Origin of the sequence: Cellulosimicrobium cellulans (assembly GCF_016921195.1) — a bacterium.
Classification (GTDB): domain Bacteria; phylum Actinomycetota; class Actinomycetes; order Actinomycetales; family Cellulomonadaceae; genus Cellulosimicrobium; species Cellulosimicrobium cellulans_F.
On record NZ_JAFGYF010000001.1, the window covers coordinates 776626 to 798801 of the forward strand.

General features: G+C 74.5%; 24 protein-coding genes and 1 pseudogene. 14 read left to right on the plus strand and 11 right to left on the minus strand.

Going from position 1 to position 22176, the window contains the following annotated elements:
* Positions 1–50: 50 nt before the first annotated feature.
* Together JN535_RS03310 and JN535_RS03315 are read right to left on the minus strand one after the other, a co-directional pair.
* On the minus strand, positions 51–824 hold the full coding sequence (locus JN535_RS03310; RefSeq protein WP_205202102.1) for an HAD-IIA family hydrolase: 774 nt from the start codon (positions 822–824) through the stop codon (positions 51–53).
* Between the two features lies 1 nt (position 825).
* Positions 826–1641 (minus strand): VTT domain-containing protein, encoded by an 816-nt coding sequence (locus JN535_RS03315; protein ID WP_374100420.1) that lies wholly within the window; start codon positions 1639–1641, stop codon positions 826–828.
* A 119-nt stretch (positions 1642–1760) separates the two neighbouring features.
* On the opposite strand from JN535_RS03315, the gene JN535_RS03320 reads away from it, so the two are divergent.
* The 3 genes and pseudogenes from JN535_RS03320 to fbaA all read left to right on the plus strand — a co-directional run bounded on the left by JN535_RS03320 (position 1761) and on the right by fbaA (position 4515).
* Positions 1761–2615, plus strand: coding sequence for an SDR family oxidoreductase (locus JN535_RS03320; RefSeq protein ID WP_205202103.1), 855 nt, complete (start codon positions 1761–1763; stop codon positions 2613–2615).
* A pseudogene (locus JN535_RS03325) lies at positions 2612–3358 on the plus strand (TrmH family RNA methyltransferase); the annotation flags it as partial. The gene JN535_RS03320 and the pseudogene JN535_RS03325, both read left to right, overlap by 4 nt.
* Before the next feature lie 134 nt (positions 3359–3492).
* On the plus strand, positions 3493–4515 hold the full coding sequence (gene fbaA, locus JN535_RS03330) for a class II fructose-bisphosphate aldolase (RefSeq protein WP_205202105.1): 1023 nt from the start codon (positions 3493–3495) through the stop codon (positions 4513–4515).
* Positions 4516–4636: 121 nt separating this feature from the next.
* On the opposite strand, the gene JN535_RS03335 is transcribed toward fbaA, so the two are convergent.
* The gene (locus JN535_RS03335) at positions 4637–5062 is read right to left on the minus strand and encodes an STAS domain-containing protein (protein ID WP_374100421.1); all 426 of its coding nucleotides are present in this window, start codon (positions 5060–5062) and stop codon (positions 4637–4639) included.
* Between the two features lie 138 nt (positions 5063–5200).
* On the opposite strand from JN535_RS03335, the gene JN535_RS03340 reads away from it, so the two are divergent.
* A complete protein-coding gene (locus JN535_RS03340; RefSeq protein ID WP_205202106.1) occupies positions 5201–7423 on the plus strand; it encodes a SpoIIE family protein phosphatase in 2223 nt (740 codons plus the stop codon).
* A gap of 13 nt (positions 7424–7436) precedes the next feature.
* On the opposite strand, the gene JN535_RS03345 is transcribed toward JN535_RS03340, so the two are convergent.
* Both JN535_RS03345 and JN535_RS03350 read right to left on the minus strand, forming a co-directional pair.
* Positions 7437–7799 carry an STAS domain-containing protein gene (locus JN535_RS03345; RefSeq protein ID WP_205202108.1) on the minus strand — a complete coding sequence of 121 codons (363 nt, stop codon included), beginning with the start codon at positions 7797–7799 and terminating at the stop codon, positions 7437–7439.
* Positions 7800–7850: 51 nt separating this feature from the next.
* On the minus strand, positions 7851–8285 hold the full coding sequence (locus tag JN535_RS03350; RefSeq protein WP_205202110.1) for a DUF3151 domain-containing protein: 435 nt from the start codon (positions 8283–8285) through the stop codon (positions 7851–7853).
* Between the two features lie 310 nt (positions 8286–8595).
* Between JN535_RS03350 and JN535_RS03355 the strand changes: the two genes are divergently transcribed.
* Together JN535_RS03355 and purD are read left to right on the plus strand one after the other, a co-directional pair.
* Entirely contained in the window at positions 8596–9882 is a 1287-nt protein-coding gene (locus JN535_RS03355; protein ID WP_205202113.1) for an adenylosuccinate synthase, read from the plus strand.
* Positions 9883–9967: 85 nt separating this feature from the next.
* Positions 9968–11290: a phosphoribosylamine--glycine ligase gene (gene purD, locus JN535_RS03360; protein ID WP_205202115.1), complete on the plus strand. Its 1323-nt coding sequence runs from the start codon at positions 9968–9970 to the stop codon at positions 11288–11290.
* A 157-nt stretch (positions 11291–11447) separates the two neighbouring features.
* On the opposite strand, the gene JN535_RS03365 is transcribed toward purD, so the two are convergent.
* Positions 11448–13043 carry a ricin-type beta-trefoil lectin domain protein gene (locus JN535_RS03365; protein WP_240200429.1) on the minus strand — a complete coding sequence of 532 codons (1596 nt, stop codon included), beginning with the start codon at positions 13041–13043 and terminating at the stop codon, positions 11448–11450.
* Positions 13044–13411: 368 nt separating this feature from the next.
* Here JN535_RS03365 and JN535_RS03370 point away from each other — a divergent pair, with 368 nt between their 5' ends.
* On the plus strand, positions 13412–14356 hold the full coding sequence (locus JN535_RS03370) for a phosphoribosylaminoimidazolesuccinocarboxamide synthase (RefSeq protein ID WP_205203038.1): 945 nt from the start codon (positions 13412–13414) through the stop codon (positions 14354–14356).
* A 4-nt stretch (positions 14357–14360) separates the two neighbouring features.
* On the opposite strand, the gene JN535_RS03375 is transcribed toward JN535_RS03370, so the two are convergent.
* On the minus strand, positions 14361–14714 hold the full coding sequence (locus JN535_RS03375; RefSeq protein ID WP_205202117.1) for an HNH endonuclease signature motif containing protein: 354 nt from the start codon (positions 14712–14714) through the stop codon (positions 14361–14363).
* A 175-nt stretch (positions 14715–14889) separates the two neighbouring features.
* Here JN535_RS03375 and JN535_RS03380 point away from each other — a divergent pair, with 175 nt between their 5' ends.
* The 7 genes from JN535_RS03380 (at position 14890) to JN535_RS03405 (ending at position 18610) form a co-directional block, all read left to right on the plus strand.
* On the plus strand, positions 14890–15264 hold the full coding sequence (locus tag JN535_RS03380; RefSeq protein ID WP_240200430.1) for a PadR family transcriptional regulator: 375 nt from the start codon (positions 14890–14892) through the stop codon (positions 15262–15264).
* The gene (locus tag JN535_RS03385) at positions 15261–15872 is read left to right on the plus strand and encodes a hypothetical protein (RefSeq protein WP_205202119.1); all 612 of its coding nucleotides are present in this window, start codon (positions 15261–15263) and stop codon (positions 15870–15872) included. The genes JN535_RS03380 and JN535_RS03385 overlap by 4 nt, the downstream gene beginning before the upstream one ends.
* 189 nt (positions 15873–16061) lie before the next feature.
* Entirely contained in the window at positions 16062–16349 is a 288-nt protein-coding gene (gene purS, locus JN535_RS03390; protein WP_205202125.1) for a phosphoribosylformylglycinamidine synthase subunit PurS, read from the plus strand.
* The gene (gene purQ / locus JN535_RS03395) at positions 16349–17068 is read left to right on the plus strand and encodes a phosphoribosylformylglycinamidine synthase subunit PurQ (protein WP_205202127.1); all 720 of its coding nucleotides are present in this window, start codon (positions 16349–16351) and stop codon (positions 17066–17068) included. The genes purS and purQ overlap by 1 nt, the downstream gene beginning before the upstream one ends.
* Positions 17069–17078: 10 nt before the next feature.
* A complete protein-coding gene (locus tag JN535_RS20555) occupies positions 17079–17564 on the plus strand; it encodes a GNAT family N-acetyltransferase (RefSeq protein WP_307868151.1) in 486 nt (161 codons plus the stop codon).
* Positions 17565–17735: 171 nt separating this feature from the next.
* Positions 17736–18302 (plus strand): GNAT family N-acetyltransferase, encoded by a 567-nt coding sequence (locus JN535_RS20560; protein ID WP_307868153.1) that lies wholly within the window; start codon positions 17736–17738, stop codon positions 18300–18302.
* On the plus strand, positions 18299–18610 hold the full coding sequence (locus JN535_RS03405; protein WP_205202129.1) for a hypothetical protein: 312 nt from the start codon (positions 18299–18301) through the stop codon (positions 18608–18610). Before JN535_RS20560 ends, JN535_RS03405 begins: the two co-directional genes overlap by 4 nt.
* On the opposite strand, the gene JN535_RS03410 is transcribed toward JN535_RS03405, so the two are convergent.
* The 4 genes from JN535_RS03410 to JN535_RS03425 all read right to left on the minus strand — a co-directional run bounded on the left by JN535_RS03410 (position 18597) and on the right by JN535_RS03425 (position 22107).
* Positions 18597–19481, minus strand: a complete 885-nt coding sequence (locus tag JN535_RS03410; protein ID WP_205202131.1) for an LLM class flavin-dependent oxidoreductase — start codon at positions 19479–19481, stop codon at positions 18597–18599. The genes JN535_RS03405 and JN535_RS03410 overlap by 14 nt on opposite strands.
* A gap of 29 nt (positions 19482–19510) precedes the next feature.
* Positions 19511–20488: an MBL fold metallo-hydrolase gene (locus JN535_RS03415; protein WP_205202152.1), complete on the minus strand. Its 978-nt coding sequence runs from the start codon at positions 20486–20488 to the stop codon at positions 19511–19513.
* Positions 20489–20499: 11 nt separating this feature from the next.
* Positions 20500–20988: a DUF7832 domain-containing protein gene (locus tag JN535_RS03420; protein ID WP_205202159.1), complete on the minus strand. Its 489-nt coding sequence runs from the start codon at positions 20986–20988 to the stop codon at positions 20500–20502.
* Between the two features lie 66 nt (positions 20989–21054).
* Positions 21055–22107 (minus strand): LLM class flavin-dependent oxidoreductase, encoded by a 1053-nt coding sequence (locus JN535_RS03425; protein WP_205202161.1) that lies wholly within the window; start codon positions 22105–22107, stop codon positions 21055–21057.
* Between the last annotated feature and the right edge of the window lie 69 nt (positions 22108–22176).

Here is a 22176-nt window from a genome sequence, read left to right on the forward strand (position 1 = left end):
GGTCACCTCGCGAGGTGACCGGGCGTCGTCGTGCGTGGACAGGCGGAGCGTCAGACCACGTCGACGAGGTCCGCGACGGAGTCGACGACCTTGCTCGGCCGGAACGGGAACCGGTCGACGTCGGACATCTTCGTGGACCCCGTCATGACGAGGTACGTGTACAGCCCGGCCTCGATGCCCGCGACCACGTCGGTGTCCATGCGGTCGCCGATCATCGCCGTCTTCTCCGAGTGGGCGTCGATCCGGTTGAGCGCCGAGCGGAACATCATGGGGTTCGGCTTGCCGACGAAGTACGGCTTGCGCCCCGTCGCGGCCGTGATCATCGCCGCCACCGCGCCCGTCGCGGGCAGCGGGCCCTCCTGGGACGGGCCCGTCGTGTCCGGGTTGGTGCAGATGAAGCGCGAGCCGCCGAGGATGAGGCGGATCGCCTTGGTGATCGCCTCGAACGAGTACGTGCGCGTCTCGCCGAGCACCACGTAGTCCGGGTCCGACTCCGTGAGCGTGTAGCCCGCCTCGTACAGCGCCGTCGTCAGCCCCGCCTCGCCGACCGCGTAGGCGCTGCCGCTCGGGATCTGGTCGCTGAGGAACTGGGCGGTCGCGAGCGCCGACGTCCAGATCGACTCCTCGGGGACGTCGATGCCCGACGTCGCGAGGCGCGCGCGCAGGTCGCGCGCCGTGAAGATCGAGTTGTTCGTGAGGATGAGGAACGGGCGGCCCTTGTCGCGCAGCGCCCGCACGAACTCCGGGGCGCCGGGGATGGCGTGCCCCTCGTGGACGAGCACGCCGTCCATGTCCGTCAGCCAGCTCGTGATCTCTCGCGTCATCTCAGGCGTCCTTCCCGTCCTTCTCTCCCTGCCCGACGGCGGTCGTGCCCTCGGTGACGGCGTGCTCGCCGCCGGTCCCTGCCGCGTCGGCCGCGATCTGCGCCTCGAGCGCCGCCGCCCGCTTCTCGGCGCGGCGCCCGCGCCAGACCTCCACGATCATCGGGACCACGGAGAGGAGCACGATGAGCAGGACGAGCGCCTCGATGTTGTCCTTGACGAACGTGATGTTCCCCAGGAGGTAGCCGAGCCACGTGAGGCCCACGGCCCACAGCAGCGCGCCGAGCGCGTTGAACCCCACGAAGTGCCGGTAGTGCATCTTGCCGACGCCCGCGGCGACTGGTGCGTACGTGCGCACGATGGGCACGAAGCGCGCGATGACGATCGTCCGGCCGCCGTACTTCTCGAAGTAGGCGTTGGTCTGGTCGATGTACTTGCGCTTGAAGAACCGCGAGTCCGGGCGGTCGAACACCTTGGGCCCGACCGTGCGCCCGATGAGGTAGGCCGTCTGGTCGCCGAGGAAGGCCGCCGCGAAGAGCAGGGCGAGCAGCACGGGGAGGCTGATCTGGAGCGAGTCCTGCGCGACGAGCGCTCCCGCCGTGAACAGCAGCGAGTCGCCCGGCAGGATCGGGAACAGCAGGCCGGTCTCGACGAAGATCACGAGCACGATGCCGACGAGCGCCGCGTCGCCGAAGCGCTCGATGAGCGTCATCGGGTCCATCCAGTCCGGGCCCAGGGCGGCGACGGGTCCGGCGGCGCCGAGGCCCGCGGCGTGCGCGGCCCCGGGCAGGGCGGAGGCGAGCTCGGCGAGGGTGTTCACGGGTCACCAGCGTAGTGGGGACCCTCTGCCCGTCCGGGACGCCGCGTGCGCGCCCGTCGCAGAGGTTCCGCGCGGACGGCCCGCGGGTGGTGTGCGCGGGGCCGGGCAGAATGTCCGGCATGGCGAGCATCGCGGTGGTGGGCGGGACCGGTGCGGCGGGTCGCGCCGTCGTGCGGGAGGCCGTCGCGCGCGGCCACGAGGTGCGCGTGCTCTCGCGGCACGCGCCCGACGACGGCGCGCGCGTCCCGGGCGCGGCGCACCACCGCGTCGACCTCCTGGCGCCCGACGACGGCACGGCCGCGTCCGCGCCGGTCGAGGTGCTGGACGCAGCTCTCGCCGGTGTCCATGCCGTGGTCGACGCGAGCAACGGGATGTCGCCCGGGGCGATGAGGGTCTTCACGGTCGGCGCGCGCCGCCTGGCCGACGCGGCGCACCGCACAGGAGTCGCTCGCGTGGTCGTGCTGTCCATCGTGAACGTCGACCAGGGCGACTACGGGTACTACCGCGCGAAGGCGGAGCAGGAGCGCGTCCTCTCCGCCCGAGGCGTCCCGACGACGGTCGTGCGCGCGACGCAGTTCCACGAGTTCCTCGAGCTGTTCCTCGGGCGCGGCGGGCGGCTCGGCCGGTGGGCGCGCCTCGGCCTGCTGCCCGTGCCGCGCGGGGTGCGGTTCCAGCCGATCGCGCTCACCGACGTCGCGCGGGCGCTCGTCGACGCCGCCGAGGGGACACCGCCCGGTGGCGGCGTGCCAGGACCCGGTCCCGACGCGACGACCGTGACGATCGGCGGCCCGGAGGTCCTCGACGCGCGCGAGATGGCGCGCGCATGGCGCGCCGCGCACGGCTCGCGCCGCCCGGTCGTCGGCGTGCCGTTGCCCGGGCCGCTGGGGGAGTTCTTCCGTGCCGGGCACAACCTCGTCCCCGACCGCCGTTACGGGACGCTCACGTACCGCGAGTGGCTCCGGGAGCGGGCATGACGCCGCCCGAGGACGTGCGGGGCGGGCGCGGCCCGGCCGCGGCGCGCCGCGCCGCCGAGCCCGCCGAGGAGCGCGCCGAGGAGCGCGCCGAGGAGCGCGAGGTCGGGGTCGGGCCGTGGCCCGGGGGCCCGGACGCGTGGCCGCGCGTGCCCGACCCCGCGGGCCCGCCCGGGGCGACCCGCCTCGACCCGCGCTACGACCCCGAGCTGCTCGCGCGCGGCGACCGGCGCAACGTCGTGGACGCCTACCGGTACTGGACCGTCGAGGCCGTCGTCGCCGACCTCGACGCGCGGCGCGACCCGGCACGCTCCCTGCACGTCGCGATCGAGAACTGGGCGCACGACCTCAACATCGGGTCCGTCGTGCGCACCGCGAACGCGTTCAACGCGGCGGGCGTGCACGTCGTCGGGCGACGCCGGTGGAACCGCCGCGGCGCGATGGTCACCGACCGCTACCTGCACGTGCACCACCACGCGTCCGTCGACGACCTCGCGGCCTGGGCCGCGGGGGAGGGGTTGCCGCTCCTCGGCGTCGACAACCTCCCGGGCTCGGTCCCCATCGAGGGGTACGCGCTCCCCGCGTCGTGCGTCCTGCTGCTCGGCCAGGAGTCGACCGGGCTGACGCCCGAGGCGGTCGCCGCGTGCCGCGACGTCCTGCACATCACCCAGCACGGCTCGACCCGCTCGATCAACGCCGGTGCCGCCGGCGCGATCGCCCTGCACGCGTGGGCCGCGCAGCACCTGGGGCCGACCGGCCCGGCCGGACAGAACCGTGGTCACCGGGCGACCACAGGTCGAACGGCCCTGACGCCCGCGCTGTCATCCATGCCAGACTTTGACCCGACAGTCCACCCCGCACGACTCCACAGGAGCTCCGCATGCCCATCGCAACCCCCGAGGTCTACGCCGAGATGATCGACCGGGCGAAGGCAGGCTCGTTCGCCTACCCGGCCGTCAACATCACCTCGTCGCAGACCATCACCGCCGCGCTCCAGGGCTTTGCCGAGGCCGAGTCCGACGGCATCATCCAGGTCTCCGTGGGCGGCGCCGAGTACGGCTCGGGTTCGACGGTCAAGGACCGCATCGCCGGTTCGCTCGCGCTCGCGGCGTACGCGCGCGAGGTCGCCAAGAACTACCCGGTGCAGATCGCGATCCACACCGACCACTGCGTCAAGAAGAACCTCGACTCCTGGGTCCGCCCGCTCCTGGCCCTCGAGGCCGAGCAGGTGAAGAACGGCGGCCTGCCGACGTTCCAGTCGCACATGTACGACGGCTCCGACGTCCCGCTGGACGAGAACCTCACCATCGCCGCGGAGCTGCTCGAGCTCTCGCAGGCGGCGCGCACGATCCTCGAGATCGAGGTCGGCGTCGTCGGCGGCGAGGAGGACGGCCACGAGGCCGAGATCAACGAGAAGCTCTACACCACGGTCGAGGACGGCCTCGCGACGGTGCAGGCGCTCGGCACGGGCGAGAAGGGCCGCTACCTCACGGCCCTCACGTTCGGCAACGTGCACGGCGTGTACAAGCCGGGTGCGGTCAAGCTCCGCCCGGAGATCCTCAAGGAGATCCAGGACGCCGTCGGCGAGAAGGTCGGCAAGGCGAACCCGTTCGACCTCGTCTTCCACGGCGGCTCCGGCTCCACGGCCGAGGAGATCTCGGCCGCGGTCGACTTCGGCGTCATCAAGATGAACATCGACACCGACACGCAGTACGCGTTCACGCGCCCGGTGGTCGGCCACATGTTCTCGAACTACGACGGCGTCCTGAAGGTCGACGGCGAGGTCGGCAACAAGAAGGCCTACGACCCGCGCGCCTGGGGCAAGCTGGCCGAGGCCGGCATGGCCGCGCGCATCGTCGAGGCGTCGCAGCAGCTGCGCTCGGCGGGCAACAAGATCCGCTGACGCCCGCAGGAGCCGGCGCACGCCGGCCCTGGCGGCACGAAGGCCCCCGGTCCGCGAGGATCGGGGGCCTTCGTCGCGCGTCGTGGCGGTGAGTCCAGGCCGCGGGGCGGGCGACGCCGCCTCAGTCCGTGGCGCCCGTGCCGTCGCCCGAGGGCTCGTCGAGGTCGAAGCCGGGGTCCACGTCGACGATGTCGAGCAGCTCGCCGATGCGGGTCACCTCGAGGAGGAACCGGACCGTCGGCGGGGCGCGCAGGACGCGGACCCGGTGCGGGCCGCGTGAGGCGAGGCGTGCGAGGAACGCCACACCCGACGAGTCCATGAAGGTCACGTGGTGGGCGTCGATCTCGACCGGGAGCCCGGAGTCCTCCGCGGCGGCGGTCGCCTCCTGGAGGTCGGCGCCGAGGTCGGCGTCGATCTCTCCCGACAGCACGATGCGGGCGCGCGTCGTCCCCACGATGACGTGCACGCTCGCGGGGTCGCCCGCCCCGGCGGGGTCGCCGGCGACGCCGACCGGACGGTCGGCGGCCGAGGGTGTACCTTCGCGCACCGGCGCTCCTCTCTGCGTGGTCCCGACCCGTTCCGGTCTCGGGAAGCACCAATCTACGGTTGAATGTCCAGTCGGGACAGTAACGCGACCGTGGCGTCCGTATCCAGACGATCGGCGCACGGACCGTCGGAGGTGACGATGGGCAGCTCGCCGGGGCTCGGCACCGACCTGCCCGCGCACGTCCAGGAGCTGTGCACGCGGGCGATGGAGGGTGCCGGCGTCGCCATGTTCGTCACCGGCCCGCGCTCGGACGAGATGCCGATCGTGTGGGTCAACGCCGCGTTCGAGCGCCAGACCGGGTTCGCCGCCGCCGAGGTGCTCGGCCGCAGCCCGCGCGTGCTGGAGTCGCTCCTCACCGAGCCGGTGGACGCCCAGGAGCTGCGCGCCGCCGTCGCGGCGGGGCGTGAGATCACGCACACCGTCCGCGCCCTGCGCCGGGACGGCTCCCCGGTGTGGACACAGCTCTCGCTCGCCCCGCTCGCCGGCCCGGACGGCGTGGTGACCCACTGGGTCGGGGTGCAGGTGGACGTCTCGGAGCACCTCGAGCGGTACGCGGCCCAGGTCGCGTCGCTCGCGCTCGAACGGCGCGAGCGCGCGGTGCTCGACGTCGTCTCCCGCAGCTCGGACCTGCTCGCGGACCTCGACCAGCCCTACGCGTTGCGCGACATCACCGAGCTCCTCGCCGGGTACGTCGTCGACTGGGCCGGTTTCTACCTCAACGACGACGGGCTCCGGTACGCGGAGGGCGTGGACACCGCCGCGCCGCCGAGCGGCCGCGGCCAGCGCCACGGCCGCTACACGCCCGGGGCGTTCCCGGTCGCGCCCGGCATGCCCACGACGGACGCGCTGGGCGACTCCGCGGCCGTCACCGGCTCCGTGCCGCGCGTGCGCCTCGTCGACGTGCCCGACCGCGTCCAGGACGTCCTGGACGGGCGCATCGAGGGCCCCGTGATCCTCGACCTGTCCGCCACCTACCCGCAGTGGTCGGCCTCCGGATGGCTCCAGCGCGACCTGCACCACCGGCTCTCGGGCCTGCCGCACCGACCGGGCTCCGTGACGGTCACCGCCGTCCCGGGACGCCGGCGGATCCTCGGCCTGCTCGTCACGGGCGACGCGCCCGACGCGGCGCACCACGGGCTGGGCACGGAGGCGGAGGCGCGCGAGGGCGTGCGCACGCTCCTCCAGGTCATCGCGCGCCGCGCCGGCACCGCCATCGACAACGTGCGGCTCTACGCGCGCGAGCACCGCCTCGCCGAGACGCTCCAGCGGGCCATGCTGCCCGAGCAGGCCGACGTGACCGGGCTCGACGTCTGGACCTACTACGCGCCCAACTCGGAGCACGCCCAGGTCGGCGGCGACTGGTACGACGTGCTCCAGATCGCGCCGGACGTCGTCGGCCTCGTGATCGGCGACGTCGTGGGCCACGACGTCGAGGCGGCGGCCGCGATGGGCCAGCTCCGCTCGGTCGTGCGGTCGTACGCGTACGAGCTCACGACGCCCGGTCCCGTGCTCGAGCGCGTCGACCAGCTCGTCCAGGGCATGCGCATCCCGCGCTCCGCGAGCCTGGTCTACGCCGCGCTCACCCAGCCCGACGCCGAGCAGCCCGACGACGCGTGGCGCATCGAGTACTCGCGCGCCGGGCACCTGCCGCCGCTCCTGCTGCGGCACGGGACCGTGACGCAGCTCGACGACGCCGGAGGCGCCCTCGTGGGGTTCGGCGGCCGGAGCCGGTCGACGGGCGTCGCGGCGCTCGTCCCGGGCGACACGCTCGTCTTCTACACCGACGGCCTCATCGAGCGCCGCGACCGCGCGCTGCGGGTCGGGCTCGAGTCGCTCGTCGCGGCCTCCGAGGCGGTCACGGCCGTCGACGCCGCGGGCGTGGGCGAGGAGCTGCTGTCGCGCCTGGCCGACGCCCCCGAGGACGACGTCGCGCTCGTCGTCGTGCGCATCCCCGACCCGGCGCGCGACGCGTCGGCCGTCGTGCTCAGCCCCCGCAGCCGTCGCTGGCTCCTGCCGAGCGAGCCCGCGTCGATCGGGCGCGCGCGGCACGCCGTCGTGCGCACGTGCCAGGCGTGGGGCGTCCGGGACAGCGCGAACGCGGAGCTCGTCGTCTCCGAGCTGGTGGCGAACGGTGTGCTCCACGGCTGGGGGCACCTCGCGCTGCGCCTGTTCGACACGGGCGACGGCATCCGCGTCGAGGTCGAGGACTCCAACCCGGCGCCGCCCGTCCCGACGGACGGGCACCCGAACCGCATGGGCGGGTTCGGCATGCAGATCGTCGAGCGGCTCGCGGACTGGGGCTGGCGCCCGACGGCGTCGGGCAAGCTCGTCTGGGCGACGCTGCGGCCGTCGGGGCGGTAGGAGCCCGGGCTCGTCAGGCCTGGGGCTCGACCTTCGCGAATCCCGACGGTGGCGTCGCGGGCTCGCAGCGGTGGTCGGAGTCGATGCGGAACAGCTCGAGCGCGCCGCACACCTCGAGGACGAACAGGTCACGGTCGTCGCACCCGCGCAGCACCGTGGCGCCGCCTCGTTTGCGTCCCGCGTCCGCGAGCGAGATGAGGAACGCCGCGCCGGTGGAGTCCATGAACGTCACGCGGCACATGTCGATCACGAGGAGCTGGCGACGCAGCCCGACGACGCGCGCGGCGATCTCCGGGAACTGGTCACGCTCGGCGAGATCGAGGTCTCCGGCGATGACGAGGGTCGTCGTCGCGGGGGACGTGGCGATCTCGATCATGACTCGACTCTAGACGGCGCCCGGGTGCGTCGCGCGTCCACGGCAGGCACGTCAGCGCAGGGCGCGGACCTCGTCGGCCGACGTGCCGGAGTCGCGCAGGAACTGCTCGCAGCGCTCGGCCTCCTCGACCTCGCCGAGGTACGCCGCGCACTCGGCGAGCGCGAGCAGCGCGCGCAGGAATCCCTGGTTGGGGACGTGGTCCGCGGGGATCGGGCCCTGGCCGCGCCAGCCCGCGCGGCGCAGCGAGTCGAGGCCGCGGTGGTACCCGGTGCGCGCGAACGCGTACGCCGTGACGGCGCCACGCGAGCCGTTCTCGTGGAGGAAGTCCTCGGCGAGGTACGCCCACGCGAGCGGGCTCGCCGGCGAGCGGCCCGCGATCTCGTAGGGGTCGCCGTCGGCCGCGATGGCGTCGCGGACGTGCGCGAAGTCGTCGGGGAGGCGGACCGGCGCGGGGCCGTCGAGGAGGTTCGCGTGCGTGTCGCTCATGGAGCCATTCTGCCCGCCCCGGTTTCCGGTGGCACCGGCGGGTGCCGAACCCGGGGACGGTGCCGGGTTCGGCCCACGAGCCCGGCCGTATCCCCGGGTTCGGCGCGGGGGCGCGCCGTGGACGACCGGCACCCTCAAGGTCAATGACGGGTAAACTCGGCGCCGGTCCCCGGGTGACTGCCGCCCGGGTGACGCCTCGGGCCCGCGGGCCCAGCGCCGTCGGGCACGACCTGCCCGCTCCGCTCCGGACGCCGGTGCGCCCACGACCATGACCGGCCCGAGGAACAGGCAGTGCGAAAGTGGGGATTCCATGCCAGGCGTGGTGCTCGTCGGTGCCCAGTGGGGCGATGAGGGCAAGGGCAAGGCGACCGACCTCCTCGGGTCCCGGGTCGACTACGTGGTCAAGTTCAACGGCGGCAACAACGCCGGCCACACGGTGGTCATCGGGGACGAGAAGTACGCGCTCCACCTGCTGCCGTCGGGCATCCTGTCCCCGGGCGTCACGCCGGTCATCGCGAACGGCGTCGTCGTGGACATCGAGGTGCTGTTCCAGGAGCTCGACGACCTGATCTCGCGCGGCGTGGACGTCTCGCGGCTGCTCGTCTCGGGGTCGGCGCACGTGATCGCCGGCTACCACCGCACGATCGACAAGGTGAGCGAGCGGTTCCTCGGCAAGCGCCGCATCGGCACGACCGGCCGCGGGATCGGGCCGGCGTACGCGGACAAGATCAACCGCGTCGGCATCCGCATCTGGGACCTGTTCGACGAGAAGATCCTCGCGGAGAAGATCGAGGGCTCGCTCGACCAGAAGAACCACCTGCTGGTGAAGGTCTACAACCGTCGCGCCATCACGGTCGACGAGACGGTGGCCGAGCTGCTGCAGTACGCGGACCGGCTCAAGCCGATGGTCGCGGACACCGCGCTCGAGCTGAACAAGGCGCTCGACGCGGGCAAGAACGTCCTCTTCGAGGGTGGTCAGGCGACGATGCTCGACGTCGACCACGGCACCTACCCGTTCGTCACGTCGTCCAACGCGACGGCGGGCGGCGCGCTCACCGGCTCGGGCGTGGGGCCGACGCGCATCAGCTCCGTGATCGGCGTCATCAAGGCGTACACGACGCGCGTGGGCGAGGGCCCGTTCCCCACCGAGCTGTTCGACGCGAACGGCGAGTACCTGCTCAAGCAGGGCGGCGAGTACGGCGTGACGACGGGCCGCGCGCGCCGCTGCGGGTGGTACGACTCGGTCATCGCGCGCTACGCGACCCGCGTCAACGGCATCACGGACATGGTGCTCACCAAGCTCGACATCCTCACCGGTTTCGAGAAGGTCCCGGTCTGCGTCGCCTACGACGTCGACGGCGTCCGCTACGACGAGATGCCGCTCGACCAGACGGCGTTCCACCACGCGAAGCCGATCTACGAGGAGCTCGACGGCTGGTGGGAGGACATCTCCGGCGCCCGCACGTTCGAGGACCTGCCCGTCAACGCGCAGCGCTACGTGCACGCGCTCGAGGAGATGTCGGGCACGCGGATCTCCGCGATCGGCGTCGGCCCGAGCCGCGACGCGATCATCCCGCGCCACGACCTCATCCACTGAGCCGACCGCCCCGGACCGACGGCCCGCCGACCACGGCCCGGACGCCCCGCGGGGCGTCCGGGCCGTCTCGGTAGACTCGGCGCCCGTGAAGATCCTCGTCGTCGGGACCGGTGCCCGCGAGCACGCCATCGTCCACGCCCTCGCGCACGAGGCCGACCGCCCGGGCGCCGAGCCGCACGAGCTGCACGCCGCCCCCGGGAACCCCGGCATCGGAGACCTCGCGACGCTGCACGCGGTGGACCAGAACGACGGCGCCGCGGTCGCCGCGCTCGCGACGGACCTCGGCGTCGACCTCGTGGTCGTCGGCCCCGAGGCACCCCTGGTCGCGGGCGTCGGTGACGCGGTGCGCGAGGCGGGGATCCCGGTGTTCGGCCCGAGCGCGGAGGCCGCGCGGCTCGAGGGCTCCAAGGCGTTCGCCAAGGACGTCATGGCGGCCGCGTCCGTCCCGACGGCGCTCGCGCACGTGTGCACGGACGTCGACCAGGTCGCCGCAGCGGTCGACGCGTTCGGCGCCCCGTACGTCATCAAGGACGACGGCCTCGCCGCGGGCAAGGGCGTGGTCGTCACCGAGGACCGGCAGGCCGCGCTCGAGCACGCCGCCGCGTGCTTCGCGACGCCGCGCCGCGCCGCCGACGGCACGCCCGAGGACCCGCGCGTCGTCGTCGAGGAGTACCTCGACGGCCCCGAGGTCTCGCTCTTCTGCATCAGCGACGGCGCGACCGTCGTCCCGCTCGCGCCCGCCCAGGACTTCAAGCGCGCGTTCGACGCCGACGCCGGCCCGAACACGGGCGGCATGGGCGCCTACAGCCCGCTCCCGTGGGCGCCGGAGGGCCTGGTCGAGGAGGTCGTGTCGCGCGTCGCGCAGCCGACGGTCGACGAGATGGCGCGCCGCGGCACGCCGTTCGTCGGGGTCCTGTACGTGGGCCTCGCGCTGACGAGCCGCGGCACGCGCGTCGTCGAGTTCAACGCGCGGTTCGGGGACCCCGAGACGCAGTCGGTGCTCGCGCGCCTCGCGACGCCGCTGTCCGCCGTCATGCTCGCGGCGGCGCAGGGCCGCCTCGCCGACGTCGGCGCGCTGCGCTGGCACGACGACGCGTCGGTCACCGTGGTCGTCGCGGCGCACGGATACCCCGGCGCGGTGCGCGGCGGCGACCCGATCACGGGCATCGACGCGGCGGAGGACGTCGAGGGCGTGCACGTGCTGCACGCGGGCACGTCGCGCGCGGACGACGGCGGCCTGGTCGCCTCGGGCGGCCGCGTGCTGTCGGTGGTGGCGCGCGGCGCCGACCTGGCCGAGGCGCGCCGTCGGGCGTACGCGGCGGTCGACCGCATCGCGCTCCCGGGCTCGCACCACCGCACGGACATCGCGGCAAAGGCCGCCGCGGGCGAGGTCACGCTCGCGGGCTGACGCCCGCCGTCGGCCGCCCCGCCCGATCCCGACGCGCCCGGGCGCCCGTCGAGCACGACTCTTCACGCCGTCGAACACGACATGACGGTCGCCATCACGCCGACGACGACCGCCACGTCGTGCTCGGCACCCACGGGCACCTCAGGGCCGAGGTGCGTCAGGCGCGGTGCCACTTCTGGGCGGCGGTGCCGTTGCACGTCCAGATCTGGAGCTTGGTGCCGTCGGCACTGTTGCTGCTCGGCACGTCGACGCACTTGTTCGCGAGGACGGACACGAGGTCGCCCGCGCCGCTCAGCACGAACTGCTGGGCGGGGTTGCCGCTGCAGTTCGCGAGCTGCACGGCGGTCCCGTCGGCCGTGGCGGCCCATGCCACGTCCATGCACTTGCCCCCCGCGCGGACCGTGCCGTCCGCCTCGAACGTCCACCGCTGGGCGCTCGTGCCGTTGCACGTCCACAGCTGAAGCCGCTTGCCGTCGCTGAAGTCCGAGCCCGGCACGTCGATGCACTTGCCCGCGAGCCCGACGAGCGCGCTGCCCGACCCGCTGCCCGTCGTGACGAGCGAGAGCCCGTACGCGGAGAGGATCGGGTTGAGGGGCTGGTAGATGAACTTGCCGCCGTTCGAGCAGTCGTTGATGCGACCCGACGTGACGCCCTGCGCCTGGTTGCCGGAGATCACCGAGCCGCCCGAGTCGCCGCCCTCGGCGCACGCGGAGCCGCGCACGAGACCGGGGATGTCGCCGTTGCCGTAGTTCACGGTGATGTTCTTCTGCTCGATGACGCCGCAGCGCCAGCCCGTCGTCGCGCCGGACCGGCAGACCGACGCGCCCACCGGTGCCTCGGCGGAGCCGGCGACGTCGACCGTGCCGCCCGAGTAGTTGTTCACCCGGGGGACGGGGGAGAACCCGGCGTCGACCCGCACCCACGCGTAGTCGTGCCCGGGGAACGACGCCGCCTGGACGGTGCCCATGCGCGCCCAGCTCGCCGTGAGCACCTCCTTGCCCGCGGCGCCGCAGTGCCCCGCCGTGACGAAGCCGCCCTGCACGGCGAAGCCGATCGAGCACGCCGAGCCCGACGACGCGCCGGGGTCCCGGGTGATGTACCGGTCGCCGCCGCGCACGTCGGCCGTGAGCTCGTACGGCGCGTCGACGACCTCGGTCCGGACGGCGGCCGCGTCGACCCCCGACGCCGCGACGAACGCCTCCGCCGCGGCGGGGTCGAGCGACTCGACGACGACCTCGTTCGTCGTCACGTCGACGTACCAGGCCTGGACGGCGTCGGGCGTCGACGCCTGGTCCAGCCCGGCGGCGACGGCGTCGAGCTCGGCGAGGCCGCGCTCCACGACGACGGCCTTCGCACCCGCCGCCTCGACCTCGGGGACGGCGGCCGGGTCGGTCACGGCGACGACGGGCGTCGCGGCGTCGGCGTCGACCCACGTGCCGGCGTACGCCGCGCCCAGACCGCCGCTCAGCGCCTGCTCGACGGCCCCGGTCGCGGCGTCGAGCGCGAGCCGGTCGGCGACGGCGTCGGCTTCGAGGCCCAGGTCGCGCTCGAGCGCGCGGAGCTGGCCGGGGGACAGGTCGTCAGGGCCGGGGACGTGCCCGGTGAGCAGCGCGGGGACGGCGGTCCCGGTGGTCGACGGCGCGGCGTCCGGTGCGCTCGCGCTCGCCGACGTCGCGAGCCCGACGCTCGCGGCGATGACGCCGACTCCCGTTGCTAGCGCTGTCAGGCGATGGTGCATCGTGCCGTGGTGCATCGTTGCCTCCTCGGTGCGGATGTCGGCCCGCCGTCGTCGGCAGGGCCGGGACAGCGATGCGGGCGCCCCGAGGGGGTCGCTCCGATGCGGGCCCCCACGGTGAGGGAGCGCTCCCACAACCGTCCTGACGACACGGTAGCGACTCCGGCGGCGTACGTCGCGCCGGGGTCCGACGGTGGTCCTGGTGACGTGTCGTCGGGGCGGCGCTGCGCGAGGGCGCCGGGCCGGGGCGTCATCTCGTCGCAGCAGGCTGACGGGCCGGCGGACCGGTCGTCGGACGCGGCGCCGCGCCTGCGACAGCCGGTGCGAGACTAGGGGCCGTGACCGACACCCCTCAGGACCCTGCCTCGGCCCTCTCGCTCGGCGAGGTGGACGCTCTCGACACCGCGGCGCTCGACCTGCCCGGCTGGACGCACGTGTACTCCGGCAAGGTGCGCGACCTCTATGCGCCGGACCTGCCCGCTCTCGGTGGCGTGCACCCGCTCGGCGACGTCGTGCTGGTCGTCGCGAGCGACCGCGTCAGCGCGTACGACCATGTGCTGTCGCCGGGGATCCCGGACAAGGGCGTCGTGCTCACGCAGCTCAGCCTGTGGTGGTTCGAGCAGCTCGCCGACCTCGTGCCGAACCACGTCGTCTCGACCGCCGTCTCCGCGGAGCCGGGTGACGGCCTCGTGCCCGACGTCGTCGCCGGGCGCGCGATGATCTGCCGTCGCCTCGACATGTTCCCCGTCGAGTGCGTCGTGCGCGGGTATCTCACCGGCTCGGGGCTCGTCGAGTACCGGGCCGGGGGACAGGTGTGCGGGGTGCCGCTGCCCGCCGGGCTCGTCGACGGTTCGCGCCTGCCGGAGCCGATCTTCACGCCCGCGACCAAGGCGGCCGTGGGAGAGCATGACGAGAACGTCTCGTTCGACGTGGTCGCCGAGCAGATCGGCCTCGACGACGCCACGCGCCTGCGCGACCTCACGCTCGCCGTCTACGCGCGCGCCGAGCAGGTCGCGCGCGAGCGCGGCGTGATCCTTGCGGACACCAAGCTCGAGTTCGGCGTGGACCCGACCACGGGCAGGATCGTCCTCGGCGACGAGGTGCTCACGCCCGACTCGTCGCGGTTCTGGCCCGCAGACCAGTGGGAGCCGGGCCGCGCGCAGCCGAGCTTCGACAAGCAGTTCGTGCGCGACTGGCTCGTGTCGCCCGCGTCGGGGTGGGACCGCGCGTCCGACACCCCGCCGCCGTCGATCCCCGCAGACGTCGTCACACGGACCCGGGCCCGGTACCTCGAGGCGTACGAGCGGCTCACGGGCTCGACGCTCGGCTGAACCGTCAGGCGGTCCGGGCGGCGCCCGGGCGCACGTAGGTGTGCCCGCTCGGCGCGGTCCACCGGACCGAGCCGTCCGCGAGCAGGTCGGGCCGCCAGCCGTCGCGCGCGCGGACGACGCGGTGGTGCCGACAGAGCGCGACGAGGTTGTCGGCCTCCTGCGCGGCGGCCGCGTCGTCGTCGTCCGCGCCTGGTCGCGGGGCCACGACGTGATCGAGGTCGCAGCGGAACGCCGGGACGCGGCAGCCGGGGAACACGCAGGTCTCATCGCGCGTGAGGACGCGCGCGACGGTCCGCGGCGACGGTCGTGCCCTGCCGCCGCGCTCGGCGGTCGGGGCGAGGGTGGGCGATGCTGCCACGCGGACCTCCCCATGCGTCGTTCGGTACGAGTTCGTGCGAGGGCGGGGAAGGGGCAGGACCCCGCCCTCGCACCGTGCCCGAGCGTGCGTCTCGAACACGTGTTCGACTCTAGCGGCTCCCTCCGACACGCGTCGAGGGCTGGCGTGATAGGTCGTCGTTCGATATATATCGGTCATGGCATCGAGTCCTCCCGCGTTCCGCATGACGGAGCCGGCGTACCTCGTGCTGCTCGCGGTCAGCGGCGAACCCAGGCACGGCTACGCCGTGATCCAGGCCGTGCGCGAGCTCTCCGACGGCCGCACCCGCCTCGGGGCAGGCACGCTCTACGGCAACCTCGACCGGCTCGTCGCGGCGGGGCTCGTCGAGCCGACGAGCGAGGAGGTCGTCGACGGCCGGCTGCGGCGCTACTACCGCGCGACCGACGACGGACGCCGTGCCGCCCGCGCCGAGACGCTGCGCCTCGCCGAGCTTGCCGAGCGCGCGCGCCGGTCGCTCGCCCGCGGCGCCGCGTCGGGCGCTGCCGGCGGGCTCGCGGGGAGCGGCGCGTGACCGGGCGGCGCCCGGGCCCGGGTGTCGGGCGGCTCGACGACGAGGCGCCTGGCGTGCGCCGGTACGAGCGGTCCGCGCGGTTCTGGCTCCGTGCCTACCCGCCGCGTTGGCGCCGACTGCACGGCGAGGAGGCGCTCGCCGTGCTGCTCGACCTCGCGCCCGCACCCGACCGCACCGGGGTGTCTCGCGGCATTGGGGCACGCGAGGCGTGGGGCCTGGTGCGCGCGGGCTGGGCGTTGCGGTGGCGTGAGCACCCGCCCCTCGGTCGCTGGCTCCTCTACCGGCTGTTCGACGCCCGGCTGCCCGCGCGCTACTGGTGGTGGGTGGCCGACGACATCCATGGCGCGCTGTACCCCTGGCGCGTCACGACCACGAGCCTCGCGACCGCCGTTGCCCTCTTCTATGCCTGGCCCGTGCTGGCGCAGATCCTGTTCTCGCAGGACGTCACGCGACCCGACCTCGGGCTGATCGCCGTGTGGTGCGGGGCGTTCCTCGTCGGAGGGCTGCTCTTCCGTCGTTCGCACGTCGCTCGCGCGTGGCGCAAGCACGTGCTCGACGGCAATATCCCCGTGGAGCCGCCCGGACCACGTCGGACTGCCGGCCCCTGAGCGCGGCGCCGCGCCCACCGTGCCAGGGTGCGGACGCCCGCCGGGGCGGTCGTGCGAGCCCGGTAGACTGGCCGCGGAATCCCGCCGTCGGCTCCCGCTCGTCCCGTCCCACCGACCGTCCTCGACGGCCGAGACGTGGCCGGGATCCCGGAGCCCCGGCCCTCCCGAACTCTCTCGCAAGGAGCCCCCGTGGGACGCGTCGTCGTCGAGGTCATGCCCAAGCCCGAGATCCTGGACCCGCAGGGCAAGGCCGTCGTCGGGGCGCTGCCGCGCCTCGGTTTCACCCAGTTCACGTCCGTGCGCCAGGGCAAGCGGTTCGAGCTCGAGGTCGACGGCCCGGTCACGCCGGAGATTCTCGACGCCGCCCAGGAGGCCGCGGTCAAGGTCCTGTCGAACCCGGTCATCGAGGACGTCGTGCGGGTCGCGGACATCGAGGCGGACGCGGCCGCGACGATCACGTCCGAGGGGCTCGCCTGATGTCCGGCGCGACGCTCGCGACGGCGCGGATCGGCGTCGTCACGTTCCCCGGCACGCTCGACGACCGCGACGCGGCGCGCGCGGTGCGCCTCGCGGGGGGCGAGGCCGTCCCGCTGTGGCACGCGGACGCCGACCTGCACGGCGTCGACGCGGTCGTCCTGCCCGGCGGCTTCTCCTACGGCGACTACCTGCGCGCGGGCGCGATCAGCCGCTTCGCGCCCGTCATGGAGTCGATCGTCGACGCGGCGGCGGGCGGCATGCCCGTCCTGGGCATCTGCAACGGCTTCCAGGTGCTCACCGAGGCCCACCTGCTGCCCGGCTCGATGGTCAAGAACGACCACCTGCACTTCATCTGCCGCGAGCAGGTGCTCGTGGTCGAGAACGCGGACACGGCCTGGACGCGCGACTACACGACGGGCCAGCGCATCACGGTCCCGCTGAAGAACCAGGACGGCCAGTTCGTCGCGGACGACCGCACGCTTGACGAGCTCGAGGCGGAGGGCCGCGTCGTCTTCCGCTACGACGGCTGGAACCCGAACGGATCGCGCCGTGGCATCGCCGGCATCACGAACGCCGCAGGCAACGTCGTCGGCCTCATGCCCCACCCCGAGCACGCCGTCGAGGCGGGCTTCGGGCCCGCGAACGAGGCCGGTCCGCGCGCGGGTACCGACGGGCTCGGCTTCTTCACGTCGGTCCTGGGTGCGCTCGTCCACGCATGACGAGGGCGGCGTGACGGGCTCGCCCTCGCGCGTCCTGCCCGACGGCGCCGGGCGCCCGGGTCCGCACGTCACCGTCGAGGCCGTCCCTGGGGACGACGCCGCGGCCGAGCGCTTGTGCGCCCGTCAGCAGGCGGAGCTCGCCGTGCGCTACGGCGAGCCCGACACGGGTCGTTTCACAGCCGACGCCACGCTGGCGAACGTCGTCGTCCGGGAGGACGGCGAGCCCGTGGCGTTCGTCGCGCTGCGCGACGTGTCGGGGACGCCCGACGGCCGTGGCGGCACGCACCCCGCGCGGACCGGCGAGGTGAAGCGCCTCTGGGTCGAGCCCGACCACCGCGGCCACGGTCACGCGCGCACCGCGATGCGGGCCGTCCACCGGCACGCGGTCGAGGCCGGGCTCGAGCGCGTCGTCCTGGAGACCGGGACCCTCCAGCCCGAGTCGATCGACCTGTACCTCTCGCTCGGCTACGTCCCGATCGAGTCGTACGGCCACTAGGCCGGGCACCCGCTCTCGCGCTGCTTCGCGCTCAACCTGGGGACGCGCGACGCGGGTGTCGACACCGACGGCGCGGACGAGACACCGACGACGAACAGCGGGCTCGGGACGCGCGACGCGCGAACGACCGGGACACCGAGCGCGTCAGCGACCGTCCCAGCCCGCGGGGTCGTGGAGGTTCGCGCGGTCGCCTGGGACGACCCGGACGCGGCGGCGCTGCGGCGGGAGATGCACGAGACGTCCTCGGCGATGCTCTACCCCGAGCTGTTCGCCGGGCTCGAGGCCGCCGGCGGGTTCGACGCCGTCGACGCGCGCCTCGGCGACGACGTCGTGACGACCCTCGTCGCGTGTCGGGACGGCGAGGCCGTCGGGTGCGCGTCGCTGCGCCGACCCGCCGCCGGGGCACCCGCGGACGCGCTCGAGGTGAAGAAGGTCTTCGTCCGCGAGCGCGCGCGCCGGACCGGGACCGCGCGCCGGCTGCTCGACGCCCTGGAGGCCGTCGCCCGCGAGCGCGGGGTGTCGACCCTGCTGCTCGAGACGGGCATCCGGCAGCCGGGCGCGATCGCTCTCTACCGCTCGCTCGGGTACCGCGCCGTCGAGCCGTTCCCGCCGTACGTCGGTGACAACCCCGTCGCGCTCTGCTTCGCGAAGCCGCTGGTCCGAGGGCCGCGTCAGGGTCCTGTCAGGGGCGTGCCGGATATGCCCGCGCTGTCCGGTCCCGCTAGGGTGTCCCCGTGATCCCCCTCGCGACCGGTGCCTACTCCGCGGCCTCCGTCATTCTCGAGCTCCTCGGCTGGGTCGCCGCGGTCGCGTCGCGGGTGCCCGGCCGGGTCGGCATCCTCGCCGGCGAGCTGCGCGAGACCGCCGTCGAGTGGGGCCTTCCGGTCGGCGAGGTCTCCGACCTCTACGCCGCCTTTCCCGTGCGCCTCGCGCTCGCCGTCGGCGCGGTCGCGCTCGTGTGCGCGGTCGTCGCCCTGGTGCACGGGCTCCGCGAGCGTCAGCGCGCCGAGGGGTCCGCCGACGCCGTGCGCGTCAGCGGGCACTGAGCAGCGGCGCGACCTCTCGCCCCAGGAAGCGGACGAACCCCTCGACGTCCGGCTCGTCGGCGGTCGGCTGGACCGCGACGGCCGTCGCACCTGCGTCGGCCAGCGCCTGGACGGCCGCGGCGATCGTCGCCGCGTCGCCGCCGGCGCCGACGCCCTGACCGGCTTCCCTGCCCCACAGCGGCACCTCGCGGTCCACGCGCTCCTGCGCGTCCGGCCCGGTCGCCGCGATGAGCGTCGCGTGGACGTCGAACCCGGCATCCGTGCGGCTCACGTCCCGGCCGGCGCGCGCCGCCCCGGCCGCCTCGCGCACGTCGTCGGGGGTGAGCGCGTTCGCGAGGATCAGGCCGTCGCCCAGCTCTCCCGCCAGCGCGAGCGACCGGGGGCCGACGCCGCCGAGCCACAGCGGGACGGGCTCGGTGGGAGGCCAGTCGAGGCGCACGGCGTCGAGCGTGACGTACCGCCCCGTCGTCGTGACCTCCTCGCCCGCGAGCAGGCTCCGCAGCGCGGTGGTGTGCTCCCGCAGCAGCGTCAGCGGCGACGCGACCCGGACTCCCGCCTGCCCCATCCAGGCCTGGACGCCGTGACCCACGCCCGCGACGAGCCGACCGGGGAACATCCGGGCGAGCGTCGCGACCTCCATCGCGGTGATCGCCGTGCTGCGCAGCGGCGCGGGCATGAGCCCGATCCCGACGCGCACGCGGTCCGTCCACGCGAGCGCGGCCGCCGCAGAGCCGAGGCCCGACTGCTTGAAGCAGTCCTCCCACACCCAGAGGTCGTCGAGGCCCGCCTCCTCGGCGGTCGTGGCGAGCCGCCGCAGGCTCTCCGGCGCGTGGGTGGGCACGAACGCGATACCGAGCCGTGGTGTCGTCATCCCGTCATCATGCCGGGACCCACCGACGCTCAGCCGTCGTGCCCGCGCGCGCGTGACCCGCCGCGGGCGGGCCGCCGAGCGAGCTCGTCGGACCGCGCCAGGAAGGCGAGCTGCGCCGCGACGGACTGTCGCGCCGCGCCGAGGACGGACGGGTCGACGTCGGCGTAGACGCGCGCGATCACCTGCTCCACCGCGTCGCGCGCACCCGCGGTCAGGCCGAGCGCGTCGAGCGCCGCCCGGACCTGGGCGAGGCGCTCGAGCCGGTGCTCGCGGTACGCGCGCACCCGCTCCGCGAGGTCGTCGACGACCGGTCCGTGGCCGGGGAGCCCCTTCGCCCGGCCCGTCCCCGTGGACGCGACCGCCTCGATCGCGTCGAGGCTCGCGAGGTACGTGCCGAGCGAGCCGTCAGGCTCCGCGATCACCGTCGTGCCGGTCCCGAGCACCGTGTCCCCGGTGAGGACCGTCGTGCCCGACGGCGACGCCGCGCCACCGGTAGCGGCCTCACCCGACCTCGTGCCGCCCGGAGCCGCGTCGCCGGGGGTCTCGCGTCCCGGGCTCGCGCCGCCTCCGGTGAGGTCGCGGGCCGGGGCCACCGGGCCGTCGTCGGGCAGCACGAGGCAGACCGAGTCGGCGGTGTGGCCCGGGGTGGCGAGGACGACGACGCGCAGCCCGGCGGCGTCGATCACCTCGCCGTCGCGCAGGGGCTCGCCGCCGTGGCAGTGTGCCGGGTCGGCGGCGCGCACCGGCGCCCCGGTCCGCTCGCGCAGTCCGGGAGCACCGGCCGTGTGGTCGGCGTGACGATGCGTGACGAGCACGAGCTCGACCGGCCCGGTCGCGGCGAGCGCGTCGAGGTGCGCGGCGTCGTCGGGCCCCGGGTCCACGACGACGCACGTCGCCGACCCCGGTGCGCGCAGCACGTACGAGCGGGTCCCGTCGAGCGTCATGGGGCCCGGGTTGTCGGCGCGCAGCACCGCGGCGAGCCGGGTGACGGGCGTGGGCGCGGTCATCGCGGGCCGCCTCAGGCGCGGTGCCGCAGGACCGTGGGGCGACCCTCGTCCTCCCACTGGGAGAACCGGGCGTCGACGACCGGTCCGACGAGCTCGTACGTCTCCCAGGTGTCCGGCACGCGGTACACGTCCTCGGGCTCGCCGTCGCCGGGGCTCACGGCGTCGACGTAGTCCTCGAGGTAGAGCCCGCCGCCGTCCTCGTCCTCCTCGTCGCCCGCGTAGTACGCGCCGGCGAACGCCGCCCCGACCTCGTCGAGGTCGTCGTCGACGAGCTTGCCGTCGCACAGGTCGTGGACGAAGGCGCCCGGCGTGATCCTGCGCTCGCGGAGCGCGGCGAGGTCGTCGGCGGCGTCCTCCCTGAGCTCGTCCGAGACGTGGCCCGCGAGCACCGCCCACGCGAGGAACATGCCGATGTGCGTCGCGCCCGCCTCGGGACCGGCCTCGGGCGGGTAACCGTCGCCACCGGAGTGCCAGGACGCGTCGTCGTACTTCGTCGTCATGCGCGCGACGCTACCGCCTCCCGTCGACCACGACGTCGCTCCCCGTCGTGGTCGGCGGGGCGGGAGTCAGGCGGCGAGGGCGTCCGTGAGGAGCTCGAGCGTACGGGCGCGGCCCGGTGCGGAGTCGAGCGCCTCGTCGGCACGCGACGCGGCGACGGGGACGACCATCACCTCGTCGACGCCGTGGCGCTCGGCGAGCCGGCGGACCTCGGCGGCGGCGTCGTCGGGCGTCCCGACGGCCCAGCGCCGGAGGCTGTCCTCGACCATCTGCCCCGCCGCGCCGTCGAGAGGCGCCGCCTGGGCCTCCTCCACGGTCTCCAGCGCGGTGAGCGCCTGGCCGGTGCGCAGTCGCGCCATCATGCGGGCCTGGGGGAGCGCGCGGGCGCGCGCCTCGTCGTCGGTCTCCGCCACGACGGCGTTGAGGGTGAGGAACGTGCGGGGCTCGGGGAAGGCCTCGCTCGGCCGGTAGCCCTCGCGGTACAGCGCCAGGATCTCGTCGATGCCCTGGCCGGAGAAGTGGTTCGCGAACACGTAGGGGAGCCCGAGCTCGGCCGCGAGGCGCGCCGAGTAGTCGCTGGACCCGAGGAGCCAGACGGTCGGTGCGCCGTCGGCGGCGGGCGTGGCGTGCACGTCGTAGACCTGGCCGCTCGTGAGGCGCAGCGTCGCGCCCTGCGGGCTCATGAGCGCGAGGATGTCGGTCACGTGCTGCGGGAACCGGTCGACGTCGGCCGTCGGGCCGGTGATGCGCAGGAGCTGCGTGACGACGGGGTCGGAGCCCGGCGCACGGCCGATCCCCAGGTCGACGCGCCCCGGGGCGATCGCCTCGAGCGCCGCGAACTGCTCCGCGACCACGAGGGGCGCGTGGTTGGGGAGCATGACGCCCCCCGACCCGACCCGGATGCGGTCGGTCACCGACGCCGCCGCGGCGATCATGACGGGCGGCGTCGACGCCGCGACCGCGGGCATGTTGTGGTGCTCGGCGAACCAGTACCGCTCGTACCCGAGCCGGTCCGCGAGGCGGACCAGGTCGAGCGACGCCCGCACCGCCTGGGTGCTGGACTGGCCCGAGCGGACGGGCACGAGGTCGAGGACGGACAGGCGGGGGCTCTGGGTGCTCACCCTGGTGCCAACCGGCGGCCCCCGCGCCTCATTCCCCCGGAGCGCCGCGCACGCCTGCCAGGATGTGGC

Bases quoted from the DNA above. Each gene is read 5' to 3' on its own strand.
- JN535_RS03365 (WP_240200429.1), bottom strand. From the start codon at position 13,043: ATGCACCACGGCACGATGCACCATCGCCTGACAGCGCTAGCAACGGGA.
- fbaA (WP_205202105.1), top strand. From the start codon at position 3,493: ATGCCCATCGCAACCCCCGAGGTCTACGCCGAGATGATCGACCGGGCG.
- purQ (WP_205202127.1), top strand. From the start codon at position 16,349: ATGTCCGGCGCGACGCTCGCGACGGCGCGGATCGGCGTCGTCACGTTC.
- JN535_RS03380 (WP_240200430.1), top strand. From the start codon at position 14,890: ATGGCATCGAGTCCTCCCGCGTTCCGCATGACGGAGCCGGCGTACCTC.
- JN535_RS03420 (WP_205202159.1), bottom strand. From the start codon at position 20,988: ATGACGACGAAGTACGACGACGCGTCCTGGCACTCCGGTGGCGACGGT.
- JN535_RS03345 (WP_205202108.1), bottom strand. From the start codon at position 7,799: ATGATCGAGATCGCCACGTCCCCCGCGACGACGACCCTCGTCATCGCC.
- JN535_RS03355 (WP_205202113.1), top strand. From the start codon at position 8,596: ATGCCAGGCGTGGTGCTCGTCGGTGCCCAGTGGGGCGATGAGGGCAAG.
- JN535_RS03415 (WP_205202152.1), bottom strand. From the start codon at position 20,488: ATGACCGCGCCCACGCCCGTCACCCGGCTCGCCGCGGTGCTGCGCGCC.
- JN535_RS03410 (WP_205202131.1), bottom strand. From the start codon at position 19,481: ATGACGACACCACGGCTCGGTATCGCGTTCGTGCCCACCCACGCGCCG.
- JN535_RS03350 (WP_205202110.1), bottom strand. From the start codon at position 8,285: ATGAGCGACACGCACGCGAACCTCCTCGACGGCCCCGCGCCGGTCCGC.
- JN535_RS03310 (WP_205202102.1), bottom strand. From the start codon at position 824: ATGACGCGAGAGATCACGAGCTGGCTGACGGACATGGACGGCGTGCTC.
- JN535_RS03320 (WP_205202103.1), top strand. From the start codon at position 1,761: ATGGCGAGCATCGCGGTGGTGGGCGGGACCGGTGCGGCGGGTCGCGCC.
- JN535_RS03340 (WP_205202106.1), top strand. From the start codon at position 5,201: ATGGGCAGCTCGCCGGGGCTCGGCACCGACCTGCCCGCGCACGTCCAG.